General features: G+C 64.5%; 12 protein-coding genes. 4 read left to right on the forward strand and 8 right to left on the reverse strand.

The annotated features are described in order from the left end of the window. Positions 1-171 precede the first annotated feature (171 nt). A complete protein-coding gene (locus BLU32_RS12515) occupies positions 172-951 on the forward strand; it encodes an SDR family oxidoreductase (RefSeq protein WP_093807419.1) in 780 nt (259 codons plus the stop codon). Positions 952-1,036: 85 nt separating this feature from the next. Here BLU32_RS12515 and BLU32_RS12520 read toward each other — a convergent pair whose 3' ends face one another. From BLU32_RS12520 to BLU32_RS12530, 3 genes are all read right to left on the reverse strand, one after another. Then, positions 1,037-2,359 carry an OmpP1/FadL family transporter gene (locus BLU32_RS12520; protein WP_093807421.1) on the reverse strand — a complete coding sequence of 441 codons (1,323 nt, stop codon included), beginning with the start codon at positions 2,357-2,359 and terminating at the stop codon, positions 1,037-1,039. A 468-nt stretch (positions 2,360-2,827) separates the two neighbouring features. Further along, positions 2,828-6,010: an efflux RND transporter permease subunit gene (locus tag BLU32_RS12525; RefSeq protein WP_093807423.1), complete on the reverse strand. Its 3,183-nt coding sequence runs from the start codon at positions 6,008-6,010 to the stop codon at positions 2,828-2,830. Continuing rightward, entirely contained in the window at positions 6,007-7,158 is a 1,152-nt protein-coding gene (locus BLU32_RS12530; protein WP_093807425.1) for an efflux RND transporter periplasmic adaptor subunit, read from the reverse strand. Before BLU32_RS12530 ends, BLU32_RS12525 begins: the two co-directional genes overlap by 4 nt. Positions 7,159-7,537: 379 nt before the next feature. On the opposite strand from BLU32_RS12530, the gene BLU32_RS12535 reads away from it, so the two are divergent. Further along, positions 7,538-8,242, forward strand: a complete 705-nt coding sequence (locus BLU32_RS12535; protein WP_157727660.1) for a TetR/AcrR family transcriptional regulator — start codon at positions 7,538-7,540, stop codon at positions 8,240-8,242. 54 nt (positions 8,243-8,296) lie between these two features. Here BLU32_RS12535 and BLU32_RS12540 read toward each other — a convergent pair whose 3' ends face one another. Next, the gene (locus BLU32_RS12540) at positions 8,297-9,364 is read right to left on the reverse strand and encodes a TRAP transporter substrate-binding protein (RefSeq protein ID WP_208976879.1); all 1,068 of its coding nucleotides are present in this window, start codon (positions 9,362-9,364) and stop codon (positions 8,297-8,299) included. A 428-nt stretch (positions 9,365-9,792) separates the two neighbouring features. Between BLU32_RS12540 and BLU32_RS12545 the strand changes: the two genes are divergently transcribed. Beyond that, a complete protein-coding gene (locus BLU32_RS12545; RefSeq protein ID WP_093807431.1) occupies positions 9,793-10,029 on the forward strand; it encodes an Lrp/AsnC ligand binding domain-containing protein in 237 nt (78 codons plus the stop codon). Positions 10,030-10,051: 22 nt separating this feature from the next. Here BLU32_RS12545 and BLU32_RS12550 read toward each other — a convergent pair whose 3' ends face one another. Together BLU32_RS12550 and BLU32_RS12555 are read right to left on the reverse strand one after the other, a co-directional pair. Beyond that, positions 10,052-11,014 carry a DMT family transporter gene (locus tag BLU32_RS12550; protein ID WP_093807432.1) on the reverse strand — a complete coding sequence of 321 codons (963 nt, stop codon included), beginning with the start codon at positions 11,012-11,014 and terminating at the stop codon, positions 10,052-10,054. 279 nt (positions 11,015-11,293) lie between these two features. Then, positions 11,294-13,597, reverse strand: coding sequence for a xanthine dehydrogenase family protein molybdopterin-binding subunit (locus tag BLU32_RS12555; protein ID WP_093807433.1), 2,304 nt, complete (start codon positions 13,595-13,597; stop codon positions 11,294-11,296). Positions 13,598-14,001: 404 nt separating this feature from the next. Between BLU32_RS12555 and BLU32_RS12565 the strand changes: the two genes are divergently transcribed. Then, positions 14,002-14,967, forward strand: a complete 966-nt coding sequence (locus BLU32_RS12565) for a DMT family transporter (protein ID WP_093807436.1) — start codon at positions 14,002-14,004, stop codon at positions 14,965-14,967. 27 nt (positions 14,968-14,994) lie between these two features. Here the strand turns inward: BLU32_RS12565 and BLU32_RS12570 are convergent, their stop codons facing one another. Beyond that, positions 14,995-15,864: a helix-turn-helix transcriptional regulator gene (locus BLU32_RS12570; protein ID WP_093810974.1), complete on the reverse strand. Its 870-nt coding sequence runs from the start codon at positions 15,862-15,864 to the stop codon at positions 14,995-14,997. A gap of 94 nt (positions 15,865-15,958) precedes the next feature. Next, positions 15,959-17,620: a long-chain fatty acid--CoA ligase gene (locus tag BLU32_RS12575; protein ID WP_093807438.1), complete on the reverse strand. Its 1,662-nt coding sequence runs from the start codon at positions 17,618-17,620 to the stop codon at positions 15,959-15,961. Between the last annotated feature and the right edge of the window lie 122 nt (positions 17,621-17,742).

The following is a 17,742-nucleotide window of genomic DNA, read 5'->3' on the forward strand; positions in this document are numbered from 1 at the left end:
TCCACGGGCCGTGCGGCTCGTCACCCGAATCTGAAGTTCGTTCGGAGCGAGCCGGACAATGATGCGAACTTCAGGTTCAAAAGGGTGATGAGCAAGTATAGGTGTCCGGTGTGGTTTTCGGATTTCAAACTCACCACACTGGCATGACGACACACTGGGAGGATCATCGGGATGGATCTTGGAATTTCCGGCCGAAAGGCCATCGTCTGCGCATCGAGCCGCGGCCTTGGACGCGGCTGCGCCGAAGCGCTGGCGCAGGCCGGCTGCGAGGTGATCGTCAACGGTCTCGACGCCGAGCGGCTCGACCGCACGGCCGATGAAATCGCGCGCCGCACCGGCGCAAAGGTCACGCCGGTCGCGGCCAATGTCTCGACCCGCGAGGGCCAGGAGGCGCTGCTTGCCGCCTGCCCGACCCCCGACATCCTGGTCAACAACAACGGCGGACCGCCGCGCCGCGACTACCGCGAGCTCGACCGCGACGCGATGATCGACGGGGTGATCCAGAACATGATCTCGCCCATCGAGATGATCCAGAAGGTCGCCGACGGCATGGCCGAGCGCGGCTTCGGACGGATCGTCAACATCACCTCGATCACCGTGCGCATGCCACTCGCCGGCCTCGACCTGTCGAGCGGCGCGCGGGCGGGTCTCACGGCGTTTCTCGCCGGCGTCGGGCGTACCTACGCCAGCCGCAACGTGACGGTGAACAACCTGCTTCCGGGAAAGATGGACACCGACCGGCTGCGCGGCGGCATCGAAGCGGCGGCGAGCGCGTCCGGACGCAGCGTGGACGATATCCGCGCCGCGCAGGCAGGCGAAATCCCGGCCGGCCGCTTCGGCACGGCGGAGGAATTCGGCCGGATCTGCGCTTTCTACTGTTCGGCGCATGCCGCCTATGTGACGGGGCAAAATGTCCTGATCGATGGCGGGCTCTATCCGGCAGCCTTTTGAACGCATCGCCTGCGGAACATCTCAACAACAAAAGCCGGCGGATTGCTCCGCCGGCTTCGTCGTTTTCAGCAACGACCGCCGTCGATCAGTAACCGCGTCCGTTCGCCTCGGGTCGGTCGTGGCCGCCACCAAATGTGTAACGCAGCGACGCGGACACGATGTTGACGTTGGAATCGACATTCGAGGAATAGGTGCCGATCGCCGGGTTGTAGTCCTGATGGCCCGGGCCGATGTTGACCGATGTCTTCGCCGTGTGGATGTAGGTGTAGCCAAGGTCGACCGCGAGATTTTCAAACACCTGATAGGTCGCGCCAGCCGACAGCCACAGCCGGTCATTGTCCGGCAGGCGCGTGGAGCGGATGGCATCGTCAATCGGCGACAATTCGTAGCCGACACCTGCGCGCACCGTCAGATCCTCGTTCACGTCATATTCGCCGCCCAGCGCGAAATACCAGCTGTCTTCATAGTTGAAGTACAGTGTCTCGACGACCGCGCCATTGGCCTGCGCCGTTACGCGCGGGGACTTCAGACGGCTCCAGTTTGTCCATTCCACCGTACCAAACACGCGGAAGGTATCGCTCACCCGCTGCTTGACCGACAGGTTCACCATGTCCGGTGTGCTCAGCCGGGCGTTGATCGCGGTAACGCCCGTCGGCGCTGCAAGCTGGCCGTCCAGTTCATGAAATACGCTGGAGCGATAGCCCAGACCGATCTCGGTCCCCTCCATCGGCTTCAGGGTCAGGCCGGCGGTGATACCAAACCCGATGTCATCGCCCTCCAGACCCCCGGTCGGAAAACCGGGAACATTGGGCACGGCCTTTTTCAACGCGACCGCGAAGTGCTGGATCTGGAGACCGAGCGCCACGGAAACCATGTCATTGATCTCATAGGCGATCGTCGGCGTGACATTGATTGATTGCGCCTTGGAGGAGCGCGAATAGAACTGCCCGGCCCAATTCTGCGCCGGCTTGGTCGCAAGCCCGAAGGGCGCGTTGATCGAAATGCCCAAGACGGCTCGATCATTCAGCCGATAGGCCGCGTAGCTCGCCGGAATGAAGGCATCGTTGCCGACGTCGCCGGAGGGCACGGTACTGTTCGGCAGGACGATGGCAAAGGGCGGTAGCGGCACACCCGAAGAGGTGAAGGTCCCGTCCATCTCGGCTTTCGGGACGATCAGCGTGTTGTGCGCCTCAGCCGTCCAGCCGGCGCCGGCACCCGTCAACGTTGCCGGATTCCAGAACATCGAAGAGATCGACGGACCGGTTGTGCCATACCCCGCGAATGACATCCCCTGATAGTAGGAACTCTGCTCCCGAAGTGCAAAGCCACCAGCGACTGCCTGATGGGCTGTAACGACAGTCAAAATTCCTGTAAGAGAGAGTAGTCCTGCCCTGACCTTTTTCCCCATACCGCGTTCCGATCCTCCCAATACATTTTTCAGACGGCCTACCCCAACCGCCGATTACGTTTTGATAAGGTTATCGAGAGGCCCGCCTCGGGCAACCGCGATTTTCAACAAGGACTGATCGGTATTGCGTTGCACAAAAAACGAATTCACTCCCTTCCCCTACGACATCCGAAAGCGTTTGTGGCTCCGCGACAGCGGGAACAGGGCTTTTCATGTCGGTTTTTTGAAACCGCGAAACATCGACGTGCTTTTGCACAATTTTTAATCAATTCCCGTAGAGGTAGGCGGAAATTCGGATTGCCCCTGTGGTGTTGCACGAAGGTCACGAAATCCGGGCCACTCGCGGCACTCCGGATAGAAGCCGCAGTCGCTCACCAAGCGACAGACCGGCAATCCCGTGCCTTTCCCGATGAATCAAGGTCCCGATAGACCAAGGCTCGAAACAGGAGCAGCGGAGCGACGTTTCCGTCACTCCGCTGCCTGCGACAGAGCCGGCGCGGGGTCCGTTTCGCGCTCTGTCGTGTCACGGGAGCCGGTGGTGACTGCGTCTTGCGCACCGGCACTGCCGGATGCCTCCGCGTCGCTCTTGTCGAGCCGCCGGCGGAACCACAGCGCATAAAGCGCCGGCAGGAACACAAGAGTGAGAACGGTCGCCACTGTCAGTCCGCCGATCATGGCGATCGCCATCGGTCCCCAGAAGATGTTGGACGTCAGCGGGATGAACGCGAGCACGGCGGCCAGCGCGGTCAGGATGACCGGGCGCGCCCGGCGCACGGTCGATTCCACGATGGCCTGGCGCATGGTTGCTCCACCCGCCAGGTCGTGCTCGATCTGGTCGGCGAGGATCAGCGTGTTGCGCATCACCATTCCGCCCAGCGCGATCACGCCGAGGATCGCGACGAAGCCGAAGGGCGCATCGGCGATCAAGAGGGCCGCGACCGCACCGACAAGGCCCAGCGGGAAGGTCAGGAAGACGATCACCATTTTGGAAAAGGACTGCATCTGCAGCATGATCAGCACGGCCATCGCCAGCAGCATCACCGGAAACACCTTGGCAAGTGCTGCGTTGGCCTTGGCCGATTCCTCGGCCGCACCGCCGGCGTCGATCCGGTAGCCGGGCGCCAGCCCCGCCTCGATCTCCCTCATCTTCGGCAGGAGCGCGGCCGTGACATCGGGTGCCTGCACGCCGGGCACGATGTCGGCGCGCACAGTCAGCACGGTCTCGCGGTTGCGGCGCCACAGGATCGGCTCTTCGGACACATATTCGATGCGCGCGACCTGCGACACGGGCACCGCGCGACCGTCGCGCACGTTCAGGACCAGATCGCCGATGTCGCCGAGCTCGGCCCGCTCGCTCTCCGACGCCCGCACGACAACGCCAACCGCATGCCGGCCATCGCGCAGGCTGGTGACCTGAACGCCCGACAGCAGCGCCTGCAACGATTGCGCGATCTCCTGTGTCGACAATCCGAGCGCACGGGCGCGTTCCTGATCGACCTCGAGCCTGACCGTCTTGACCTTCTCGCCCCATTGCAGCTCGGTGTTGCGTGTGTCCGCGTTGGCGCGCATCGCATCGCGCACCCGCGCCGCGATCGCGCGCACCTCTTCACGGTCCTGACCGACGACGCGAAACTGCACCGGAAAGCCGACCGGCGGCCCGAGTTCAAGCTTGTTGGCCCGCCCGCGCACGGAGCTTTCGGACGCCTCGAAGCGCGCCGTCAACTCCTTGACCAGACGCCCGGTGTGCTCCCCGCCCTTCGACTGGACAAGGATCAGCGCGTAACTGGGATTGGGAAGCGCCGGATTGTAGGCCAGGAAAAAGCGCGGTGCACCGGCGCCGATATAGGTGGTGAAATAGTCGACATCGGGGCTCTTTGCGAGCAGTGCCTCAAGCTCGCGTGCGGCGCGTTCGGTCGCGGCGAAGGACGCCCCTTCCGGGCCCTTGAGTTCGACGAGAACCTCGGGCCGCGAGGAATTGGGAAAGAACTGCTTCTTGACGAACCCCATACCGTAGCCGGCGGTGACGAGCAGGGCGAAGGTCACCAGCACCACGGGGACGCGAAAGCGCACGGCCGCATTGACCATGGTGCGCATGCGATTGTAGCCGCGGGTCTGGTAGATCGCGTCCTCGTTGACGTCGCCGCGCGCCGCCGCGTGGCGTTCCAGCGATTTTGGCAGGAGCTTGAGGCCGAGATAGGGCGTGAAGATCACCGCGACGAACCACGAGATGATCAGTGCAGCCGTCACCACCCAGAAGATCCCGCCGGCATATTCGCCGGCCGACGACTGGGCGAAGCCGACAGGAAGAAATCCGGCCGCCGTGACAAGCGTGCCCGTCAACATCGGAAAGGCGGTTGATTCCCACGCGAAGGTCGCAGCGCGAAACCGGTCCCAGCCCTGCTCGATCTTCACCACCATCATCTCGATGGCGATGATCGCATCATCCACCAAAAGCCCCAGCGACAGGATCAGCGCACCAAGCGAGATGCGCTCCAGGTCGATCCCCATCAGGAGCATGACGACGAAGGTTCCAGCCAGCGTCAGCGGCACCGACAGGGCCACGATCACGCCGGTGCGAAATCCGAGCGACAGGAATGAAACGATCAGCACGATCGAGATCGCGGCGACGAACTTCAGCAGGAACTGGCCAATCGCGCCTTCCACCACTTCCGGCTGATTGGAGACCTGGTGCAATTCCGCACCGACCGGCAGACGCACGCGGATCTCTTTCGCCTTGGCCGCGAGCCGCTCGCCGAGGTCAAGCACGTTGCCGCCGTCGGCCATGGCGATGCCGAGCATGATGGCATCCTGCCCATTGTAGCGGGCGAGATAGCTTTGCGGATCGGCTATGCCCCGGCGCACGGTGGCGATGTCGCCCAGCCGAAAGATCTCCTCCCCCGCTCTCACCGGCACGGCGGCCACGGCGCGCACGCCACCAAGGCTGCCGCTGACACGCACCTGCACGGTCTCGCTCGGCGTGTCGACCGACCCGGACGGCACCACGGCGTTCTGGGCCGCCAGGGCATCAAAGATCGCGGAGGCAGGAATGCCGAGGGTTGCTAGCTTGGCGTAGGAAATCTCGACGAAGATCTTCTGGTCCTGCTCGCCGAAGAGCTGGACCTTCTCCACCCCCGGAACCGACAGGAAGCTCTGGCGCGCCATTTCCGCAAGGTCGGAGACCTCCGTCCAGGTCGCATCCGGCGCGGTCAGGGCATGGACCTGAACGTAGACGTCGGAATATTCGTCATTGAAGGACGGGCCGAGCACGTCCGGCGGCAGGTCGCCGCGGATGTCGCCAACCTTCTTGCGCACCTGGTACCAGAGACCCTCGACGTCTTTCGGCGGTGTGGTGTCGGCGAGCACGACCTGCGTCGCCATGAAGCCGGGGCGCGTGTAGGTCTCCAGCCGGCTGAGATGGGGCAGCGTCTGCAACCGCGTCTCGATCCGGTCGGCGACCTGCTCCTGTATCTCGACAGCACTTGCGCCCGGCCAGGCGGCGGTGACCACCATCACCTTGACCGTAAAGGCGGGGTCCTCGTTGCGTCCGAGATTTCCATAGGCCCAGATACCGGCGGCGGCGGTCACAAGAATGAAGAAAAGCACCAGTGTCTGATGCCGCAGCGCCACGGCCGACAGGTTGAAGCGGCTCATTGCAAGGCTCCGACCAGCACCGGATCGGCTGGCGCACGCTCGACCACGCGCACCTCGAGATCGGCGTCAAGGCGGTGGACCCCCATGCTGACCACGGTCACGCCCGGCTCCAGAGCCCCGTCGACGATTGCGCGCGCCGCCTCGATGCGCAGGACCTCGACGGCGACCGCCTTCACGCGACTGTCGCCGGGAGCGGCACGCCAGACGAAGGCGTCCTCGCCACGATACCACACGGCGGATAGGGGAACGGCGACACCCCTCGCCGGGCCCGACGGATCGAGATGAACCGTCGCGGTCATGCCAAGCCGGGCCAGACCGCTCGGGTCCTCAAGCTCGAAGCGCGCGGTGAAGGTACGCGCCGCCTGGTCCGCCTGCGGCGACAATTCGCGCAACCGGGCGGAGAAGGTCTTTCCAGGCAGCGCCCAGAGCGTGACGTGCGCCTCGGCCTGCGCGATCGCGGCGACATGGGCCTCCGGCACGGCGACTTCGGCCTCGCGACCGCGCGCGGCCGCGATCCTGACCACCGGCTGGCCGAGTGCGACAACCTCGCCAGGCTCGGCGAGAACGGCGGTCACGACACCAGCGACATCCGCGCGAAGAACGGTGTAGGCGCGCTGGTTTTCCGCAAGCAGCCGGCGCTCGCCGGCAGCCTTCAGCGCCTCGGCGGCGGCATCGGCCGCAGCCTGCGCGGCGTCGAGCGAGGCCTGGCTGACATGCCCTTTCGCCTTGAGCGTCTCGATACGTGCAAGCGCATCGGCTGTGCGTTTGGCCTCCGCGCGCGCGGCCCGCTCCTGAGCCTCTTCCGCGTGGAGAGCTGCATCGAAATCCGTCGCGTCGAGGCGCGCGACCAGGTCACCCGCCTCGACGCGGTCGCCGATATCGACACCACGGCGAGAGAGCTTTCCGCCGACGCGAAAGGCAACGGGCGCATCGCTACGCGCCCGGATCGTACCCGAATAGGACAAGCCGCTGCCGCGCGCCTTTCCCACCTTTTCGACCCAGACGGTTGGCGGTGACACCTCCTGAGCATCGGACCCGGACTCCGGCTGGCAGCCGGCGACAACGAGCCCGAGCAGAGCTACCGAAAAGATCGCTCGAACAGCAGAGCGAACGGAGGCGGCGCAAAGACCGGAGGCGTTTCGATGCATCGTGCTGCTCCTGTGACGACCGACCCGACAGCGGGCGGACAGCTGCGCCTGGCGCGAATGGACCGGCCTGGGCCGGAAAACGATGGGCGAAGCCCCCGATACCTAGCGTCAACTGATATGACCATGAAATGATGATTGTCAACAATCGTCAGATAATATATATCAGTCGTCAGCCATTGACGCGCTTGCTGACCCCGCCCATTTTCATCAAGCGGTGACGGTCACCGAAGGTTTCGCCATCCTGGACGTGGCTCATCGCCCGCCCGGCGGTCGACTGGCCGTTGGCGGAGCTGATTGTGGCAGCGAGACCTGCAGATAGGATCTACACTCAGCGTCGCATACACTGAGTGTCATGGCAGAAGGATCGGGACCAACGCACATGACGGACATGCTGGACACGACGAGATCCGACAGCCCGCAGGCTGCCACCCGTGACGGCGCCGCAAGCACGGCTGCGCATGAGACACGCCAGCGCATTGTCGAGACCGCCAACAAGCTCTTCCACGTCTACGGCTACCAGAAGACGACCGTCGCCGACATCGCCCGCGAACTCGGCATGTCGCCGGCCAACGTCTACCGGTTCTTCGCCTCCAAGGCGGAACTCACCAAAGCAGTAACCGGACTGGTGACGGCCGATCTTCGCTCCGTAATGGTGATGGAGCCATCGACGAAAATGCAAGGCAGCTGCGAGCGGCTGCGCGAGATGGTGCGCCGGCATTTTCATCACATGCGCGAGCGCTACGCCGACAATCGCAAGATCCACGATCTCCTCGAAGCGGCGATGGAGGAAGCGTGGGACGAGATCGAGACCCACAAGGCCCGGATGCGCAGCGCCTTTGCGGATGTGATCCGCGACGGAATTTCAACGGGCGAATTTCCGGAGCAGGACGTGGAAACGTCGGCGATGCTGTTCCAGCATTCGCTGATCATGTTCTTTCATCCGGCGCTGGTCGCGCAGACCTGCCGCTGCTTTGCGGAAGGTCAGCAGGACCATCTGTTCGAGCCGATGGTGGATTTCGCCCTCGCCGCCTTGCGCGATGGCCGGTTTCGCGAGCTCCCTCAGGAACTCAAGCAAACGGTCTGACCCGCAACGCGGTCCTCCGCCGGAACCGACCCGACCCCGCGCAGAAAACAGGCGTCAGGTTTCACGCCCTTCAAGAAACAGCCGTGTGGAGGCGGAACTCCAGGGCGCCAGCTTTTGCAGCGTGCGCGCGTAACTCTTGTAGATGTCGCGGTCGAGCCCGCCGGCATCGGCAAAACTCGCCACCACCTGCGCCGCGGTGTCGCGCAATGCCGCGAGGATTTCGGGCGGATAGGCGCGGACCTCGACCCCGTCCTCGGTCTTGAGCGCGTCGAAGGCCTGCGCATTGCGCCAGTCACTGCCGGCCATCGACTGAAGCGTCTCGGCCCGGCAGGCGGCGATTACCACGGCCTTGAGGTCCTCGGCGAGCCCGTCGAAGGCAACGGAGTTGACCAGCATCTCATTGGCGCCATTGGGATCGTGAAATCCGGGCGCGTAATAGAGTTTTGTAACCTCGGCGAAGCCAAGCGCCCGGTCGCTTGCCGGACCGAGAAACTCCGCGGCATCGATCAGCCCGCTGGACAGTGCCTGAACAAGTTCCGTCGGCGGGAGCGACATGGGCGTCGCCCCCAGCCGGCGCATGATCTCGCCGCCAAGACCCGGCATCCGGATCTTCAGGCCGTCGAGGTCTTCGAGGGTTTCGACCGGACGGGTGAACCAGCCCCCCATCTGGGCTCCGGTGTTGCCCGCCAGAAACGGCCGCACACCATAGGGCGCGTAAAGCTTGTCCCATAGCGCCTGACCGCCGGCCCGTTCAAGCCATGTGACATGCTCATGCGGCAGGAAGCCGAAGGGTACGGCGGTGAAGAACACCGCGGCCGGCATCTTCGCCTGCCAATAGGCCGATGCGGCGTGACCCATCTGGGCCGTCCCTGCAGACACCGTGTCGAAAATGCCGGAAGCAGCGACCAGTTCGCCGTCGGGAAACAGCCGGACGCGCATACGCCCGCCACTCAACAAGGCGATGGCATCGCAAATGCGCTGCGCCGATTGCCCCGGCCCCTCCAGGTCCGCGGGCCAGGCGGTGGCCATTTTCCATTCGATTGTCGTTTGGGCAAGGGCCGGAGTGGCGAGCCCTGTGGCCGCGACTGCACCGGCGAACCCAAGCGCGGCGCGGCGGGACATTGCGCCGGCACTGGCGGAGCGGCCCGATGTAGGAGGCGAGGACACTGAGGACACGTCACCGAACGCGTGTCGGTCCATTCTGCCGTCGCCGCGCCGGCGCCGAGGCGGTTTCGCTCCCTGGGAGGTCATCGATCCTGTTCCGTCACCCTATGATCCACCACCCTGCATGATACTCCGCCTTGCGCCGATTGCGGAAAACCGGCGCATCTGCGCCACCGTCCTCGCAGGTTCGGGCATGGGCCGCAACTTCGCAAGGCCCGCTTCATTAAAATTTGCCCATGTTCGCCGGGGCATGGCCACCTTGTGGCAGGACATGACCGCCCGCACGCAACACCCCTTGCTCCACTTGAGCGCTTCCGCTTCACTGTCGGGCGATTCACGCGCCTGCCGGCGCCAGCCCGCCTGCCAGCCCTGCTTGGGAGACCTCCATGATTCCGTTCTTCGTGATGATCAAGTGCCACCTGGGAAAAGCCTATCAGGTTGCCAATGCAATCGCCGACGCAGAGATCGCCTCGGAAATCTACTCGACCGCCGGGGACTTCGATCTCATGGTGAAAATCTACGTCGACGACAGTGCCGACATTGGCCATTTCGTCAACGAAAAGGTCCATCCCTTCGACGGCATCCAGGACACCAAGACGATCATCACCTTCAAGGCATTCTGACGGGCGCCGCCAACCGGCTCCGTCAGACCTTGGAGGGCGTGACCGTCTGGCGTTCCTTCGACCGGTCGAGACCCAGCCGGCGCTCGCGGAAGATGACGAAGACGCCCGCGCCGATGACGATGATCGCACCGGCGATCACCTCGATGGTCGGAACCTCGGAAAACACCAGCCAGCCGACGATCACGGTCCAGATCATGGTGGTGTAGTCGAACGGCGCGATCGTCGAGGCATCGGCGAAACGGTAGCTCGTGGTCACCAGGATCTGGCCGATCCCGCCGAACAGGCCGATGCATACGAGCATCAGCGCGTCCGCGCCCGTCGGCATCGCCCAGCCGAAGGGCGCGCTTGCAAGCGACAGGAGCGCCATCACGCCGGTGAACCAGATCACGATGGTCGAGGTGCGCTCTGTGTTGGTCAGCCGACGCACGGTGATCATCGCCAGGGCCATCGCCACCGCAGCCGCGAAGGCCAGCATCGCGCCCTTGGTGGTGCCTTCGCTCGGCGCCGCCGCCCCCAGATGCGGCGACAGGATGATGAGAATGCCGAAAAAGCCGACCACGACCGCCGTCCAGCGATAGACCCGCACCTTCTCGCGCAGGATGACCGCCGCAAGCGCGACCGTGATCAGGGGCGCGGAAAAGCTGATCGCCGTCGCGTCGGGCAGCGGCAGAAGGGCAAGGGCGGCAAACCACATCGCCATGGCGGAGCCGCCGACCAGCGCCCGGCCGATATGGCCGAGCGGACGGCGCGTCTTCAAGACCGACGGCCCCTCCCCCTGCCACCAGACCATCACCAGAACCGGGATCAGGCCGAAAAAGCTGCGCGCGAACATCACCTCGCCCACCGGATAGCGGCTTTCAAGAAGCTTCACCAGTGCCACCATCCCGGTGAACAGAAGCGTGGCCGCGATCTTCAGCGAAATGCCGAGCCGCGGATTGTGGGCATTCAGATCGGGAGGGGAGACGGCGGACGGGGAAGGAGGCATTCAGAAAATTCCAGCTCACGACAATCGCGCGGTCCACGACCGAACCGACGGTTCGCAGGGGCGAACGGAACAAAGGCTATCGATTTTATTTATAGTATCAATAGGCTTCGGTCCCGAACGGTCTCGACACGTCACCCCTGCGCCCCGCGCATGGCATGAAATGGCGCTGCAACCGCGTGAGACTGTATCAGCGCGACGGGGCGGCATCTTTACGGCGCACCGCCCTTGTGTCGCGATTTCGCTGTCGGGGCAGGGCGCCCTGCCCCGAGCGAATCGTCATCAGCTGCGCGCGGCGGCAATCGCTTCCCAGACCCGCGACGGCGTTGCCGGCATGTCGATCTGCGCGACACCTGCCCCACGACGCAGCGCATCGTTGACCGCATTCATCACCGCCGGGCAGGCGCCGATGGTCCCGGCCTCGCCAGCCCCCTTGATGCCAAGCGCATTGGTGGTGGAGGGAACGTTGCGGGTCTCGAACCGGATGTCGGGAATGTCCGCTGCGCGAGGCATCTGGTAGTCGAGAAACGAGGCGCTGATAAGCTGGCCGTCCGCATCGTAGACGGTGTGCTCCATCAGCGCCTGACCGATGGCCTGAACGACGCCGCCATGCACCTGCCCGGCGAGCAGCAGCGGGTTCACCGTCACGCCGAAGTCATCGACGATGGCATAGTCGACCAGCCTGGTGTCGCCGGTGTCGGGATCGATCTCCACCTCGCAGATATGCGTGCCGTTGGGATAGGTCGCCTCCGCCTGTTTCACGGCTTCGCGGGCAGCGATCGGCTCGGGCGCACCCGCCGCGATTTCGGCGAGCGTGACGGCACGGTCGGTGCCGACGACCCGCACGGAGCCATCCATCAGTTCCAGATCCTCAACGCCCGTTTCCAGCTTGTCCGCGGCGAGATCCTTGATCTTCTTCACCAGCGTCTTCGACGCCTCCAACACCGACGGCAGGCCGATCGGGATCGACCGCGACCCGCCGGTGCCCCCGCCCCTGCGCACCCGGTCGGTATCGCCCTGGATCATCGTCACCTTGTCGAGATCGACGCCGAACTGCTCGGCTATGATCTGCCCGTAGGCGGTCGCATGTCCCTGCCCGTTCGACTGGGTGCCGATCAGCAGCGTCAACGAACCGTCGAGCCCGAGCTCGACGGTGGCCTCCTCCGAACCGGCGAAGGCGCAGGCCTCGACATAGGTCGCCATGCCGATGCCGCGATACTTGCCGGCCGCGGCGGACGCCCCGGCGCGGGCCTCGAAGCCGTCCCAGTCGGCGGCTGCAAGTGCTGTGTCCATATGGGCCGCGAACTCGCCGGTGTCATACATGCGGCCCGTCGGCGTCGTGTAGGGCAGCGCGTCGGTCGGGACGAAATTCCGGCGACGGATCTCCGCCGGGGAAAGGTCCATTTCGGCCGCCGCCTTGTCAACCAGCCGCTCCAGCAGATAAGCGGCTTCCGGACGCCCCGCACCGCGATAGGCGTCGGTTGGAACCGTATGCGTATAGACGCCCTTGAGCACTGCATGCAGGGCCGGGATATCGTAGAGGCCGGTCGACATCGTCAGCCCGAGATAGGGAATGAACGGTCCATACTGGTGCAGATAGGCGCCCATCGCCGCGATCAGATCGACGCGCATGGCGAGAAAGCGACCCTCGGCATCCATAGCGACCTCGGCCACCGCGAGATTGTCGCGTCCATGGGCATCGGCAACGAAATGCTCCGTGCGCTCGCACACCCACTTCACGGGTTTTCCCAGCCGCTTCGCCGCGACGAGCGCGAGCGGGTATTCGGGATAAACGAAATTCTTGGTGCCGAAGCCTCCGCCCACGTCCGGCGTGATGACACGCAGGTCCTTCGCGTCGATGCCGAGGATGTCGCCGGCGATGACGTCGCGCATGCCATGGCCGCCCTGGGTGCCGGCGGTCAGCGTGTAGCGCCCGCTCGTCGCATCGAACTCGCCGATGCAGCTGCGCGGCTCCATGTAGTTGCACACCAGCCGGTTGTTGACGATCTCGATCCGCGTCACGTGATGTGCGGTGTCGAAGGCGGCCCGCGTCGCCTCGGCATCACCCATCTCGGCGGTGTAGGCGAGATTGCTGCCGCGATCGGGCCACACCAGCGCCGCATCGGGCGACAGTGCATCGGCGGTGTCGACCACCGCGTCGAGCGGATCGTAGTCGATCTCGATCAATTCGGCCGCCGACTTGGCGTTGTTGATCGTATCCGCGACAATAAAGGCGATCGGTTCGCCGACATGGCGCACCGTGTCGACGACAAGCACGGGACGCGGCGGCACGACCGGCGCGCTTCCGTCGGGCTGCTTGACCGAGGCCTTGTTGGGCATCATGCCGAGATCGGGGATATCGGCCGCGACCAGCACCATCGCCACGCCTTCCGCGTTTCGCGCCTCGTCAAGGTCGCCGATCCTGATACGGGCATGCGCCATCGACGAGCGCAGGACATAGGCCCGCAACGCCCCATCCGGACGGATGTCGTCGGTGTAGCGTCCGTGCCCGGTGATCAGCGCGCTGTCTTCCTTGCGCCGCACGGGCGCGCCCATGCCGAACTTTCCGGGAGCCATTTCATTCATGTCGCCATCTCATTCATTATGGAAGCCTCGTTGCGATGATCGTGAACCTGCGCTTGTCGCGACATGACGCTCCAACCGGAAGGGTCAAGGGCGACGGTCCGTTTGCATGAGCGCTGCGGTCGTGGATGCCGGGCGAGCAGGCACATGTCCCCAAGCCCGAATACGACAGGAAGCCGGCCGACACCGGACAAACCGCCCTGCACCGCCACCCCCGTTGCCACGACCTTAGCGGCAATCCGCTCCTGTCGCCAAGACCCGAAGGCGATTGCCGGCGATCGCGCAAGCGGCGTTCGACCGCAGCGCACAACACCCTGGCCTTTCTCTTTGTCCGCAGAAGGGTCTATGCTGAACATCTCCACGTCGGTCGACCGCAACGCGGCGACCAAACCCCCGGTTTTGTCCTCATGACCCCCAAACCACAGCGACCCGGCCTTGCCGACCGCTATCGTTCCGCCGACGCCAGACTTTCCGCGCTTCCGGGAAACCTGCGCGGCACCTTGTGGATTCTGGTGGCCGGGCTGTTCTTTACCGTCATGGTGACCCTGATCAAGGTCCTCGGCGAGCGGCTGCACGTCGCCGAAATCATCCTGATCCGGCAAATGGTGATGGCGGCAATCGTCGCCCCGATGATCATCTCCGGTCTTCCCGGGTCGTTGGCGACGCACCGTCCGAGCCTGCATGTCGTTCGCATCATGTGTGCATCGACCGCGATGCTGGCGGGTTTTACCGCCATTATCCATTTGCCCCTGGCGGACGCCACGGCCATCTCCTTTTCCAAGACCTTCTTCATCACGATCTTCGCGATCTTCTTTCTGGGAGAAACGGTCGGGCGGCACCGCTGGGCCGCCACCGCGATCGGCTTCATAGGCGTCATGATCATCCTGCGCCCCGGAGGCGATACCGGGATCGATCTCTATGCGGGGCTCGCCGTGCTCAGCGCCGCCTGCGCCGCCGTGGTGATGATCGTGATCCGCAAGTTGTCCCAGCACGAGCGCCCGGTGACGATCCTGACCTATCAGGCGGTCTTCGTCGGGCTGATCATGCTGCCCATCGCCCTCTACCATTGGAGGACGCCCACTCTTTGGGAGTTGGGCTTGCTCGCCGTGGTCGGCATGGTTTCCTGGGCCGGACAGATGTGCAGCATCCGCGCGTTTCGTGCCGGCGAAGCCTCGGCACTCGCCGCGCTCGACTATGTGCGACTGCTTTACGCGACCGTGATCGGGTTCCTGGTGTTCGGGGATCTGCCGGCGGTCGCCACCTACGCGGGAGCCATGCTCATCATCGCCGGCTCGCTCTATACGGTCTGGCGCGAGGCGCAACTGGGCAAGCGAATCGCGACCCGCGACGGGGTGCGCGCCGATCCGCCTTGAGGCCGGCGACAGGTTTCAAACAGGCGCCTAACCACCGTTGAACAGCGGGGTCCAGATCCCCTCGATCCGATAACCACCGAGCGTCCTCGCCATCTCCGCGAAAGCCTGCGTGCGGGTGAACGCCTGTAGCGCCTGCAGCGGCGGCTCGAACCAGTCGCGCCGGCCGACAATCAGGTCGAACCGTTCCTGGCAGACGGGAATGAAATCGAGCTTGAACTGGCGGGCCGATGCCTCCAGCCCGAACGCCAGATCCGCGCTGCCGTCCAGCACGGCAAGAGCCGCCTCGCGCTCGTCGCGCGCCATCGGTCCTTCCGCGCGCCCCGCGAGGCCTTCCTCTGCCAGCAGTCGGTCGAGCAAAAGCTGACTGCCTGCTTGCGCCTGGCGCCGGACCACCTGCAGGCGCGGCAGATCGGCAAGCCGCGAGACGTTTTTCGGATTTCCCGCCGGCAGGATGAACCCCCGGCTGCGCCAGGCCCACTGCAGCAGTGCGACCGGCTGAAACCTCAGCCGGCGGGCCACGGCATCCGTGTTCCAGCCTTCGTCCTGAACCACATGCAGGCCGGCGGCGACGCCCTCGGCCTGCTCGAAGCGCTCCACACCGTCCATGCTGCCATCGAAAAAGGCGGCCAGCCCAGATCCCGATTCGCGCAGGCTCCACTCCAGCAACGGATCGTGAGAGCCCAGAACCACCGGCGGACGCGGCGCATGGGGCGACGGCGCCTCGCTGGCGTTGTCGATCCAGGCCAGCACCACATCGCGGGGAAACAGGAGTTTTCCCGTCGCCCGACTGTGCGGGATCTCCCCGGCCGCCGCCAGATCGTAGATCTTGCGTTCCTTGACCCTGAGCAGATCGGCCATTTCACGGGTGGTCAGATAGGTCGGCAAATCGCCCGTCATGTGGCCGGTCATCCTGGATTGCATGCGCTGAAGACGAGCGACAATGCCAAGCATCCGCCGCCGCCGCAAGCCGCAGGGAGCCGGATCGCCGCGCCTACCCGGCCGTCGCCGACGCGCGGCGCGCCTCCTCTTCTTCCACCAGCTCCTTTTTTGACAATTTGCCGACCATCGTCTTCGGCAGACTGTCGCGGAATTCGATTTCGCGCGGGCGCTCGATCGTCGACAGGTGATCCGCAAGGAAAGACTTGAGATCCTCCGCGCTCAGCTCCTCGCCCTCGCGTAGCTTGACGAAGGCCTTGGGCGCCTGACCGCGATACTTGTCGGGAATGGCGATGACGATGACCTCTTCAACCGACGAATGCTGGTAGATCGCCTCTTCGATGACGCGCGGATAGACGTTGTAGCCCGAGCACAGGATGAGATCCTTAATCCGGTCGACGAGATAGATGAAGCCGTCCTTGTCGCGGTAGCCGACATCGCCGGTGTGCAACACACCGCCCTCCAGCGTGCGCGTCGTTTCCTCGGGGCGATTGTAGTAGCCGGCCATGACTTGCGGGCCCGAAACGACCAGTTCGCCCTTCTCGCCCTCGGGGGCATCGCGGGTCAGGTCTTCCAGGTCGCGGAACCCGATGGTGGTGCCCGGCGCAGCAAGGCCGATGGACCCGGAGCGCCGGTTTTCATCGAGCGGATTGGCGCTCACCAGCGGCGAGGATTCCGTCAGCCCGTAGCCTTCGACCAGAATGCAGCCGGTGCGCCCCTCGAACTCCTCCTTCACCTCCACCGGCAGAGGCGCGCCGCCGGAAATGCACAGCCTGATCGATGTGAGGTCGTAGCCTTGCGCGACCGGCGAGTTGTTGATTGCGGTGTAGATCGTCGGAACGCCGGGAAACAGCGTGACCTTCTTTCGCTTGATCGTGTCGAGCAGCATCTTCAGTTCAAAACGCGGCAAGAGCACCATTTCCGCGCCGAGAACCACCGAAAGGTTCTGCGCCACGGTCATCGCAAAGACATGAAAGAACGGAAGAACGCACAGCATCTTCTCCTCGCCGCGCCTGGCGGCGGCGAAGATCGTCCGCAACTGCTCAAGATTGGCCGAGAGATTGGCGTGGGTCAGCATCGCGCCTTTGGGAACACCGGTGGTGCCGCCAGTGTACTGGAAGACCGCGATGTCGGTTTCCGGATCGATCTCGACAGCTGTCGGCGTCGCCCCGTCGCGCGCGATCTCGCCATAGCGCGGATGCGCGGCATCGTTGGGAATGTCGGCGCGCTCCTTGCGCTTGAACAGCGAGAACAGCAACTTCTTGGGTTGCGGCAGGATGTCGGCCATCGGACAGACGATGATGGTGTCGAGCGACCCTTCGCGGCGCACCGCCTCGACCTTGTCGTAAATCACCTTGAGGTCGAGCGTGACCATGATACGCACGCCCGCGTCGCGTGCCTGGAACGACAGCTCCCGCTCCACATAGAGCGGATTGAAGTTGACGACGATGCCGCCGATCCTGAGCACGGCGAAGTAGAACACCGTGTAATAGGGCGTATTGGGCAGGCACAGGCCCACCTTGTCGCCCTTGCCGATGCCCATCGCCTGAAGCCCCGCCGCCATGTGCTCCACCATGGCGCCGATCTCGGCATAGCTCCAGCCCTTGCCCAGGAAATCCATAGCCGGCCGGGCACCGAAATCGCGCACCGAGGCGTCGAGATAGGCGTGAAGCGGCTTTGGATGAAAATCAGCAAGCCAGTCCTGCGCGTCGGTCACGGATGCTCCTCCCCAGACTGCTCTCCCAAGCGCGATACGCCCTCTCCCTGGCGCCGCGCGCAAGAAACATGACCAAGCCTTCCGTTTACGTCAACGGAAAATGCGGTCGGCCACCATCCGCA

The sequence above is a fragment of the Stappia sp. ES.058 genome (genome assembly GCF_900105595.1).
GTDB lineage: Bacteria > Pseudomonadota > Alphaproteobacteria > Rhizobiales > Stappiaceae > Stappia.